The organism is Clostridium sp. ZS2-4 (genome assembly GCF_026719745.1).
GTDB lineage: Bacteria > Bacillota > Clostridia > Clostridiales > Clostridiaceae > Clostridium_H.
On the sequence record NZ_JAPPRQ010000110.1, the window covers coordinates 1 to 10,200 of the forward strand.

General features: G+C 32.5%; 9 protein-coding genes. All 9 read right to left on the bottom strand.

The window, feature by feature from the left end; translation table 11 throughout:
- Positions 1–244: 244 nt before the first annotated feature.
- The 9 genes from OIO11_RS12515 to OIO11_RS12555 all read right to left on the bottom strand — a co-directional run bounded on the left by OIO11_RS12515 (position 245) and on the right by OIO11_RS12555 (position 10,030).
- Positions 245–373, bottom strand: a complete 129-nt coding sequence (locus OIO11_RS12515) for a hypothetical protein (RefSeq protein ID WP_268071790.1) — start codon at positions 371–373, stop codon at positions 245–247.
- 637 nt (positions 374–1,010) lie between these two features.
- Positions 1,011–1,859 carry a hypothetical protein gene (locus OIO11_RS12520; RefSeq protein WP_268071791.1) on the bottom strand — a complete coding sequence of 283 codons (849 nt, stop codon included), beginning with the start codon at positions 1,857–1,859 and terminating at the stop codon, positions 1,011–1,013.
- A gap of 906 nt (positions 1,860–2,765) precedes the next feature.
- A complete protein-coding gene (locus OIO11_RS12525; RefSeq protein ID WP_268071792.1) occupies positions 2,766–4,727 on the bottom strand; it encodes a GAP1-N1 domain-containing protein in 1,962 nt (653 codons plus the stop codon).
- Positions 4,724–5,560, bottom strand: coding sequence for a TRAFAC clade GTPase domain-containing protein (locus tag OIO11_RS12530; protein ID WP_268071793.1), 837 nt, complete (start codon positions 5,558–5,560; stop codon positions 4,724–4,726). The genes OIO11_RS12525 and OIO11_RS12530 overlap by 4 nt, the downstream gene beginning before the upstream one ends.
- 13 nt (positions 5,561–5,573) lie before the next feature.
- Positions 5,574–6,560, bottom strand: a complete 987-nt coding sequence (locus OIO11_RS12535) for a TRAFAC clade GTPase domain-containing protein (protein ID WP_268071794.1) — start codon at positions 6,558–6,560, stop codon at positions 5,574–5,576.
- Positions 6,561–6,563: 3 nt separating this feature from the next.
- Positions 6,564–7,631 carry a GTPase-associated system all-helical protein GASH gene (locus tag OIO11_RS12540; protein ID WP_268071795.1) on the bottom strand — a complete coding sequence of 356 codons (1,068 nt, stop codon included), beginning with the start codon at positions 7,629–7,631 and terminating at the stop codon, positions 6,564–6,566.
- The gene (locus OIO11_RS12545) at positions 7,628–8,974 is read right to left on the bottom strand and encodes a metallophosphoesterase (RefSeq protein ID WP_268071796.1); all 1,347 of its coding nucleotides are present in this window, start codon (positions 8,972–8,974) and stop codon (positions 7,628–7,630) included. Before OIO11_RS12545 ends, OIO11_RS12540 begins: the two co-directional genes overlap by 4 nt.
- Positions 8,975–9,088: 114 nt before the next feature.
- A complete protein-coding gene (locus OIO11_RS12550; protein ID WP_268071797.1) occupies positions 9,089–9,220 on the bottom strand; it encodes a hypothetical protein in 132 nt (43 codons plus the stop codon).
- A 303-nt stretch (positions 9,221–9,523) separates the two neighbouring features.
- Positions 9,524–10,030 (bottom strand): recombinase zinc beta ribbon domain-containing protein, encoded by a 507-nt coding sequence (locus OIO11_RS12555; RefSeq protein ID WP_268071798.1) that lies wholly within the window; start codon positions 10,028–10,030, stop codon positions 9,524–9,526.
- Positions 10,031–10,200: the final 170 nt, after the last annotated feature.

Sequence of the window (10,200 nt, forward strand, 5' to 3'; positions counted from 1 at the left end):
AATTTAGTATATTATTCCAGAAGGCTCCGCCTAAAAGATTGGAAGTCGAAGGAATATTATAGATAATAATAACAGGTAATTATGTACAAATATAAGTTTTATATTTGTACGAAACTTAGGTAATTAATAGATTACTTTTATTATTCAATAAGTAAGATACCAAAGGACTAATGCTAAAATTATGTCCCCTCCAGCTGCCATGAATTGGAATTTATATAATTTCTACAATGTCTGTTGAAACTCCCTAAGCGTTAGCAAGTGCTTTTACTAATTCATATTCTTCATGATATTCTGCAATACCTTTATCGTCATATAATTCTTCATCATCTTCATTAAATAACATTACATGCTCAATTCTATATATGCCAATCATTTCTTCAGGATGTTCTATTGATGACTCAATAAAAATATTTTTTTAAAATAAAAGACTTATTAACCTAGTAAAATCCATAAAAAATCACTCACTTTTTTACATTAAAGCAAGTGATTTTCAATGATATTTTTCACAATATCTCTTTTTTCTAATTCTATTCTCTTGTGTTCCCACACTCCATATCAATAACCACAGAAACATTAATATATTTTTTCAATTGTTTATTGCGAATTTTGTCTCCCTCATTTGTAAAAACAAAATGGTTGAAGAAGTGCCTAAAATTAAGGATTTCTATATAGTTTTTCGTTGTAGCAACACGCAAGTCTCCACATGCCTTGAGTAGACAATAAAGATGACGCGAGGATCCTCTGACTCCTTGGTGGAGGGGTATATTTTTGAAACAGTCACCTGGACAGGCCGCTTTTTTCAGTGTTTTGCCGTCTGCTTTTCTTTACAACTTAAGTAAAATTGCAAGCAATAAAACCTTCAAAAGCATGTTGGCATCTTGAAGGCTTTATTCGATACAATTACTTATCTTTGTCATCAGTTTCTTAAATAGCATCAGCAATAAGCCTGGAAAAATCAACAGCGTTCTTTCTCGTAATGACTGGCTTTCCCGTATCCGCTTCAATTTCTTTTACTCTACACAGAATAAATCTTTATAAACAGAATCGTTATATGGTACAAACCTTTCTTTTAACCCGTCTGATGTAATTTTCCCGCGTAAGTATACATAGACATCCTTATTCTTATCAAGATATTTTTTTACTATTTTTCCATTACTTCTTTTGATTACAGCATCTATATTTGAATACACACGTAAATTTTCATGTTGAACAAAATCAATCTGTAACATACCTTCTTTAAATCCTTTACTTATGATAGCTTTTCCATAAAATATTCTAAATTTATCAAACTCAACGGTGGACTGTAAATCAACAAATAACTCATTTAAGCTTAATAGTTCATTATCCACCATAATGTTTTTATCAGTATGATTAATTTCGGCATCACTATACAGATCCACAAAGCTAGCTACCGAATAAAGGTTTCTACTTTCTTGCTTAGTTCCAGCTGGTTTTCCATCAGCTCTCTTATGTACGCTGTTCATCGGTGCATCTTCATTACCTTGATGTACACCAATGTCAGTTCTTGCTTTATTAACTGATTTTGTCATTTTTATCAAGCCATTTTTATTTATCGTTGTTTTAGCACAATTCTTTTCCTGTTCTATTTGTGTTTTTTCTTCATCTGATGATATCTCTGTACATCCAATAATGTGTAACTCATCATTACTTGAAGGCCTAAAATAATATTTTTTACCATTCAAAATCCCCCAGTTTGAACATGTTAATCCAATTTGACAATTTTCATCGCAGCATATAAACGCTCTCTTATCGTTTAATTCCTTTCTGTATGCTAATGAACTTGCTTTCTTAGCTGTCATCCTATCCTTTTTTTCTAGACTGTATGCTCGTTCTGACATTATTCTTCCCCCGCATTGTGTAGTTTCTTAAAATTCTGGAATATCATCGAAATAAAACGATTTATTAACATAATAAAAACTCTATGGCCTTAAGCATCGTATCAAAAGCTCCTATGCAAACCTCTTTATCTTCCAAAAACCCATAAATCTTTATTAGTTCACTAAATCCGTCATGGCCACCGCCACTCTTTACAAGAAAGTCACCATACTATTTTTTGATTTTTAATTTTTCAGTGCAGAGATAACCATCATCCAAAAATACCTACTATTATAAGATTGTTGAGTACTACTTGGATAATGCGTTTTATTAAGTAAAGTTAATACTAAATCTATGTTTCCGCAAATATCATAGTATTTTTCAATAAGCAAATCATTAACTTCGAAGTTCTCCAGTAAATAATTAGATTCTAATTTCTTAAATAACTCGTCAAGTTTAGATTCTTCATATATTCCTTTCAGAATATCTAATGTTTTTACTTCCGGCTCTTTTTTAGCAGTCTACAATCATATCGTTGAAGTTGTCTCCCTCTCTTTGGTGCTGGTTGCCGGCTTGCCTTGGATCAGCAAATATTCCTGCAAAGCTCCATTTAGGATTCGCAGCTATCTTCTCGGTATAGTACTTCACTTGAGCTTCATACCTGTTTTCCTGCTGTTTAAAGCGTATGCTTACCCTGCAGTAGGCGGCCACCTTGAGTTATTTTTGCTCAACTCGTACATGCCTATCGTGCTTTGGGCTTGGTGGAATTATAGTGATTTCTTTTTGTTCTGACATTTAAAATATCTCTTTAGATTTGATCCTGCCATCCTATTATACAAAATCAAATCTAAGGAGTATACTAAAGCTAATACTGAAATAGTGATTATAGCTTGCAAAAAAATTAAAGAATGTTTGGACTAGTCTTTATTCTACAGTAAGTGAATATTCAACTCGTTATCGTTATATTTATTTAATAGTTTAATGTCGTATCCCTTTTTCTTAATTGCCTTTCTTAATCTTTTGCATCTATCCCATTGATTAAATACAGTTACTGGTGGTAATGATCTCTGAAGTTTTTCCCACTTTTCTTCTGGGTAAGCAAGTTTTGATAGACGATAATGAACATTGGTCACAGCAAATGATACAATTTCATACGGAAACATATCCTTGCTACATATTATAAATGGCAAATAAAAATCTGCCATTTCATTTTTTTGGTATTCATTTAGGCTATTTATGTCAAATAATGAATACGCTGAAATCAACCTTTTTGATGAGAGTTTATCTGTAAATGGATTAACTATCTTCATTAATTCAAATATTTGTTCAAGATTAAATCTTTCTAAATCTATTTCAAACAAATTTGCAGCAATATGGGAATGTTGCTTACATAATTCAACCATTTTAGAAGTATCATTATGACGCAGATATTCTATGCCAAGTAAATATTCAAGAAAAACAGATATGGATGCTTCACCCCATATATTATATATCTCACCAGAAAAATCGAACTCACTAGCATCTAGAATAATTCGAAGCACTTTATTATCCAGCCTATTTTCCTTTTTACAAATTTGCAAAGAGTTTAATATTCCATGTTGGAAGCCTCTAGATTGCTTCCAAATGGCATCACACTCAGCTAATGTCGAATTAATTGCGATTAGAACATTACAAACACTGTAATCCATATCTGAAAAATCTTCAAAAGAACTCGGAGACAATAAGCTGGCGTATATTGGTAAATATTTCTCTTGTAGTGGTGAATCATCAATTTTAACAAGATATTGCACTATTTTTTTTGAACCGATAAAATCTGTAGAAAACCCTTTTTGAATTAATAATTCTAAAGTTTCTGGTAGCACATCGATCCAGTGAAACTTTATTGTTGCAATAACTATATTTGAATACGCAGTATATACGCCCCATTCTTGAAAAGCACCTTGAAAATATAGTTCAAGTAATTTGTTTCCTATTATTGACCTATCTTCTCTAAAAAGTTTATCTATTAACTCTAGCGAAGCATAGATATCAATAGAGTTTTTTTCATTGTAAAAGCAAGAATACAATTTTATGAAGGATGTAAGGCTTACTTCGCTTAAACTCCCATCACATAATAGTTCTTTAAACGCTAAAAATTTACTCCACTCTCCATTTATCAAGATCGCATGTGTATTTATTACCCATTGTGGAAACTTCTGAACATCATCTATGCTTTTCATTAATGTAATATTACTTGATAAATGGCTTAATTTATTCCGAACTTGCTTTGAACAGAACTGTAAGCTAATTAGATTGCTGTTATCACTTTTTATAAAACTTGTTCCTGTAATAAAGGAATAGTCATAAATTAACTCGCTGTAGCACATGAACCAAATAAACAAAAGTTCCTTAATAAATTCTTCCGAGTCTTTTGCTACAATATAATTAGGTGGAGTTTGACCAATCATAATCCAAATTAGATACTGAATTTTTTTATCATCATATTTCTGCAATATATCTTCATGTGTATCAATGACTAATGACTCAGAATATTTTGTTTGACTCTCACTAATACCAGGACGTTTGAATTTGGTTAATAACGCATTGATATTAGCAGCACAAAATGCCAAGTCCTTGATAGGTATTAATAGCGAATGTGTCCATACACAGCCAGGTCTAGACATTTCGGGTGCATACCATGTTTTTGATAATACTACCAGCTCTTCGTTTTCAAGAAGGTATCCAGAATAGTAAAAATCAAATCCATCTGTAACATCCGTCCCCGAAAGATCGCTCAAAATATCCATTTTCCTCTTTGAGTCATCCGATAATAAAATAGATGCTTCTAATAAATGGTGACCATTAGAGTAGCCATGTAATGTTTGATGAATAATTATACTATTTTCGTTCATTCCATATCACCCATTAATAGATATAAAGGAAGTGTTAAATCACAGCCTTGATAGCCATCATTCCCTTCAACAAAAATCCTTTCGTAAGGATACTCCTTATCTAACAATAAATCTTTCTTATCAAAGCTGCCTCCTTGAGCACTAATTCCCCAAGTTTGATATTTAATAATATCATCATTTGATTGGCAAAATTGCCATAACATATTCATTCGTTGCTCAAGAAATTGCTCTGGCTTAATATCATTCAAGCTAGATTTTATTAAATCCCATGCAGAAAACATGAAGCCTATCTTAAGCATCTTGTTTTTTCTTATGAATAGAATAAACTGTAGTAATTCAATAACCTGTATTTGAATAGGATCATCTTCTTTAGGATTACGATTTATAATATCATTATTAATTGCTGGAGTGCTTGAGTGAAGAAAAGTTTGCTCTGAAATCAATCCCAAAAGTTTAATGCTATTCACATTTATAAAGAAAAGTACTGCATCCGCATCTTCTATATATTTCACAACTTCTTCTGAAATTTCACGCATTTCATATTGGCTTTGAAATGTTTCTCCAGACAAATCGGGAAGTTGTAAATCAAAAGTAGTCTTATTAGGCAATTCTAATTTAATGCTTATATTTGCTTGCTCGCCAGATGGCACTGTCCTTTCCAAAGGCTCCATATTAGCCCATTTATTGCTAAGATTCGCAAGATATTGTCCATTTTCAATTTTGTTCAACTTTAACTTAGCATCAGAGTCATGATTTATAAGATTCCATAAAGCTGCAAGAAAAGTAGTTTTACCCGCACTAGGTAAACCTGCTATAAAACATTTTTTATACATAGCTTCAACCTCCCTACATTTTATAAATAAGCTTATTAAACTCTGAATCCAATTGACAGTCAATCATATATGATTCAACAACTTGATTATCAGTGTGTGGTTTATTCCATGTGCTAAGCAGCTCCTCAAGACCATAACCAACTTCAAAATCACCTGGTTCTGGCATAGCAGCTACTTTATGAACGGTTACTTCACTCACATATTTCTTTAATAAATCAACTATACATTCAAGACGTTTATCAATCGTGGTTTCCAGATTAGCATCATCATTCTTTTTAATAATATCATATTTACTAATTAGAACTTGCACCCTTGTAGATGACGAATATAGCTTGGCATCAAATATCGTCCGTGCCATATTATAAGCTTGATCTATTGCACCATTTCTTTTATTTTTGTCAGCAAGCTGTTTCCCGTCAAGGATAAAAACATAACTATCAACCGACTTTAAATAGGGCATTTTTTCAGAAATTGTTTCTACATTACCTAAATGTGAATAAATTTCCTCACCCGAGATGTCCCCAAATAAATAATTGGTTTTTGTTTTTGTTGTACTATCATACAATTTAAGATGCAGAAATATCTTGTCAGCAAATCTACTTGTTCGTGGCGTTGTTGCTATTTCTTTTTTAGACTCTAATCTAGTGTAAAATGATCTTTCTTCATAGCCAAATAAACTTTGAGAACCCGCAAAATATAACCCTGAAAAAGGCTTCCGTTGAAACAATTGATATATGGTTGTCTCAATTGTGGTTTTACCACTGTCGAAGGGGCCTATAAGAATAATCGTTTTGCTAACTTCTGAGGCAGTAATGGGGTATGTTTCTGCTACTGTTAATGCAAGTCCATGTGGTAACTTTATGAACCCGCTTCTCCCATCTTCTTCAATGATTTCATTTGAATCTAATGTTTCAATATCGTCATTTATAAGTTTATCAATATCCGAGGATTGCTCAACTTCTAACGTTGGCATTTTGTTTTCTACATTATTATCTTCCATAACTTATTCACGACCCTCTATTTTAACAAGTAAGCACTCAAAATATAGCAATTTTGCCCATTCTAAAGTTTCATATTCTGTTGATTCAACATTAATAGAAAGTTTATTGGCAGCCATGCTTTTCCATACATCCGGTTGCTTTGCATCTAATGCACATTTTATTGAAAATAGTATCGGAGTATTTTCTTGTTTAACGCCATCCATTTGATAACACGAAAGAATTGATGATTTATGTGCATCGTCAATTGAATCCACCATTGTAACAAGCGAATATTCTTTTGTTTCTTTCTTGCAGTTATCTAACATTTTTTTTAGGAATGCTTCGAATGCATAAGGCCCCGGAATAACTTGTACAAAATCTGCTAACTCTTTTGCTAGAAGCAAAGCAACATCTTTCTGTAAGGTTCCCTTTGTAATTGGTTTTTCTAATTCGTTGCTCCAACTTCCAGTTATCCAAGATAAAATATCTGAATCCTCTTGTACAATATCAACAATCTCAAGAGTTTGATCTTGATTTTGGGCAATAATTTTAATGTTTCTAACTATTTCCGTTAAGGCATTTGAAAGCCCTACTATATGATTAGGCTCTAACGCAGTTAATTCTTTTAGTGACTCAATGAGTTTATTTAAATTTACAGTGGAACATTTTTGGTACTTTACTGACTTCTCTCTGATTTCAGCAGAAGTTTCACCAAAAACCTTATATGCTGCCTCTCCTAATTCAGGAACCAAAATTTCAACATTATACTTAGATACACACATTACCGCAAGTGCAATATGTAAACTTAGATCTGGGTCCTCCATAAACTTCATTAAACAAATAGACGCTAGAAGCTCCTGTTCTTTTGTAAAATTAGCCTGAAATGATATATCAATATTTTGAAATATAGTAATAAACTCATTTTTAAATTCATCAGTAGCATTTAATGAATATGCCATTTTTATAAGATTATAGATGTCAACTTCTTCTTGATCACAATATTCCTCTATTCCTTGCCATCTTTTTTCTAGTTGCTCAGGTTTTGATTCCGCACATACTCTAAAATACAACTCAGCAAATTGCTTTCTCATAAATTTCCCTCCATTTTATTTAATATCTTGTTGTGTAACTCAAAGAGTCTGTCTTGTTCTCTTGCACGGTTAATTGCTTCACCTATCATTTTCGAGTCCAATGTGGCCGAAGTTTCCTTTGTGATTAGTGATAACTGTGTAAGAATATTAATTTGCTCAATCCAAGATAGCTCATAAAAATCGTAAATAATTTTACGTTCATCTATTGGCGCAGAAGTTTCGGTCACTGACATACTCTGTGTGCATAATTCAATCTCATCTTTAACGAACGCTTCTCTTTTACGATCTTGCAATGCAGATTTACGTTTGCGGTCTATATTTATTTCATGAGATATATGATTTTCACCGAAAGCGCAGGTACTATCTATGGCAAATGAGTCCCTGTCAGCTGTTAAACATCTAGGGTAGATTTCAACTTCTAATATCCGTTCATCAGTTTCTGTTTTGCTGCTTATAGTAATCCAGTTGTACCGAGGTAACCAGTCAACAGTTCTAGTGGGATGTACAGCACCAGAATATAGTATTGCGTTTTCATCCATAATCTCTACAGATTGTGAATGCATATGTCCATACAACTGTATGTCAGCTCTTTTATTTATACGTTGCAATATATGATCCTTGAATTTCCAACATTGGGGTGGATGATGACACATCAATAAAGTAGCTACGTCTGTTTCATAGCAAGGAATTTGAGCTTGTCCAATATACATCAGACGATCCGGCTTATCTTTTTGATGATCCGTTCTGTTAGATAAAAAAGATGAGTTTATCCCAACAACTCTAAGCTTCAGGTTCTCTTCAAGTACAAAATCCTTTTGCCAAAATATCTTATCTGCGGAAATATCGCATTCAAATCTTTTAGCAAACTCATTGTACTCGTCTATAGGTTTAAATAAAGCATTAAAATTATTGTCACTAATATATTTACTAAAGGTTTTATCAGCGTCATCTATAGTCTCTTTTTCATCAACAGCATTTTGTGCTGCAAAGATTAAATCTGAACTATTTACTACGTTCTGGTTAACATCATGATTGCCCGGAACACAATATACATCACTTGGTTTAATATGAAAAACATCACAAACTCTGTTAAGATATTCTTTGGCAATTTCATATTCTTCTATATTCCCTGAAAAAGCAATATCTCCAGTAACCAATATTCCTGCTACATTTTTCAAGTTTTCTCTTCCGTTTATTTCTAAATCATTTATTATTGCTTCGCGCAAATCTTTATCTATATCTGATGGATCATTACTTGATTTCACAAAATGAATATCTGAAAGATGGATAAAAGATAATTGGGACAAATTTTTCACCTCGTTCACTAGTGTTTCAATGTTCATTTAAATAAATTTAAACTCTATTCGTATTTGTTATGATTTCTATTTTGCTGCACTAAATAATGCGCAGTTCAGTAGAATGCAGACATTTAAGGACCCCAACTTCAAAAACTAGGCTCAAATATGGAGGTATAGTAGCCTTAACTGCAATTGCTCATTATTGCTATTATCTGTGATTGAAAACATATCATCAGTTAGGTTAGCTAATTCTATTTTTGCCATTTCTAATAATTCATTTACTGTTGACAAAATAATACCTCCTAATTGAGATAATGATATAAACAGCATTGTTATTACAATTGTATATCTTTTCCTGAAATTTTACAACAGCAAAACGTCATATTAGACACAATTTTACAAATAATTTAGAATTATAATAGCGAAACCGCCAACAATAAAGTCCTCTGCACTTTAAGGATTTTATTCTTAGCAGTTTAAATTCAACAGAAGCAGGGAATACACCCTGCCCCTGTTTTAATGCCTATTAATAGTAATCCACTTTTGTTTCACTACAATCCCCGAACAAAATTGTACCTTTAATTTTATTTTTGTCTATAGATAAACCTTTATATTTGCCCCATCATATCCTTTAACTAAAGTATGTCCATCATAAACTTCAATTCTACCCACCTTACTCTTCACTGCACCCTCATCATAAATACCGTCACAAATTAGTGCTGTGAGTTGTTCTTTTAACCACTCTTCATTTAACGTAGGAGATAGGGCACACTCATTTTTACCCTTTTCAATTCTAGTTGCACATCTCCATAACACTTTGCCACGCTCGGTTCTTCTACGATAGGATGCACCACAATCCCCACATGCTAATAGATTGCCTAGAATGTATTTGCTATTGAATTTGTTCTTTGACACTTCTATACTCCCATCATTATTACGTACAATTCTTTCACGACGTTTCATTTCCGCTTGCACTCTATCAAATACATCTTTTAATACAATAGCAGGGTGAGTATCTTCTATATAATATTTTGCCCTCTCACCATGATTCACTTTTCTTTTTCCAGTAAGGTAATCCTCAGTAAAAGTTTTCTGAAACATGGGTCACAGTAAAAATTTATATGGCGCAATCTTTGGTTATCATGTAATATTATCCCTATTTTATTTTGGGCGGACTTAGCCCGTCATGTTTTTTTATATTTTCAAAAAATATTAACCTATAAAACTGACGCCAAGAAATCAAAGGTCGATAGACCGTTTAATATATAGCT

What these genes read in the sequence shown, in the direction of transcription:
- OIO11_RS12535 (WP_268071794.1), bottom strand. Translation starts at nt 6,560, where the DNA reads ATGGAAGATAATAATGTAGAAAACAAAATGCCAACGTTAGAAGTTGAG.
- OIO11_RS12540 (WP_268071795.1), bottom strand. Translation starts at nt 7,631, where the DNA reads ATGAGAAAGCAATTTGCTGAGTTGTATTTTAGAGTATGTGCGGAATCA.
- OIO11_RS12545 (WP_268071796.1), bottom strand. Translation starts at nt 8,974, where the DNA reads ATGAACATTGAAACACTAGTGAACGAGGTGAAAAATTTGTCCCAATTA.
- OIO11_RS12515 (WP_268071790.1), bottom strand. Translation starts at nt 373, where the DNA reads ATGATTGGCATATATAGAATTGAGCATGTAATGTTATTTAATGAAGAT.
- OIO11_RS12530 (WP_268071793.1), bottom strand. Translation starts at nt 5,560, where the DNA reads ATGTATAAAAAATGTTTTATAGCAGGTTTACCTAGTGCGGGTAAAACT.
- OIO11_RS12555 (WP_268071798.1), bottom strand. Translation starts at nt 10,030, where the DNA reads ATGTTTCAGAAAACTTTTACTGAGGATTACCTTACTGGAAAAAGAAAA.
- OIO11_RS12520 (WP_268071791.1), bottom strand. Translation starts at nt 1,859, where the DNA reads ATGTCAGAACGAGCATACAGTCTAGAAAAAAAGGATAGGATGACAGCT.
- OIO11_RS12525 (WP_268071792.1), bottom strand. Translation starts at nt 4,727, where the DNA reads ATGAACGAAAATAGTATAATTATTCATCAAACATTACATGGCTACTCT.